Annotated in this window: 2 protein-coding genes; both read left to right on the top strand. The window is 54.3% G+C overall.

Annotated features, from left to right (window positions below):
- The coding region (locus CIK98_RS17905) for a hypothetical protein (RefSeq protein WP_172409792.1) at positions 1 to 326 on the top strand (326 nt) is incomplete at its 5' end.
- A gap of 36 nt (positions 327 to 362) precedes the next feature.
- Positions 363 to 485, top strand: coding sequence for a smalltalk protein (locus tag CIK98_RS17900; protein WP_172409791.1), 123 nt, complete (start codon positions 363 to 365; stop codon positions 483 to 485).
- Positions 486 to 510 lie beyond the last annotated feature (25 nt).

Raw genomic sequence — 510 nt, 5'->3', positions numbered from 1 at the left:
TCGACCTCGTGAGCAAGTACGGATTCGCCACCGTGGACGGCTATCTCGGTCATATCGAGGGTGAGGGCAACGGAGTGTATGCGTGGGTTCACAGCCGCAAGGACAGCGGAAAGACTCTTGTGAGCACACAGATGTTTGTGGACAACAACGCGGAAATGATAGCCGAGTACAGCGGCGACCAGGCTTACAAGCGCTCTGTGAAGACCTACGGCGGCGAGAGCTCTTCATTCCTCACCCCGGGCACTGCCACCACAACTGCCAACAACGGCTCTGCAGGAGAGACTGAAACTCCGCCAAGCTCGGGCGGTAGCGACCTTGGGAACTAACGAAAACGGAATTCTTAACCCTTAATTCTTACAACTATGAGTACAACGAACAAATCGAACACTTGGAAGCTGGTGCTCCAGCTGATTGTAGCGGCACTCTCAGCTATAGCGACCACGCTCGGCGTGACTTCCTGCATGGGAGCCAACGTATACCTCTAAAAGGCATTGCGCCAAAATACCGAAG

The organism is Prevotella sp. P2-180 (assembly GCF_002251435.1).
GTDB lineage: Bacteria > Bacteroidota > Bacteroidia > Bacteroidales > Bacteroidaceae > Prevotella.
The sequence above is the reverse complement of the archived record's forward strand: the minus strand, read 5'-3'. Positions and strand labels throughout refer to the sequence as shown.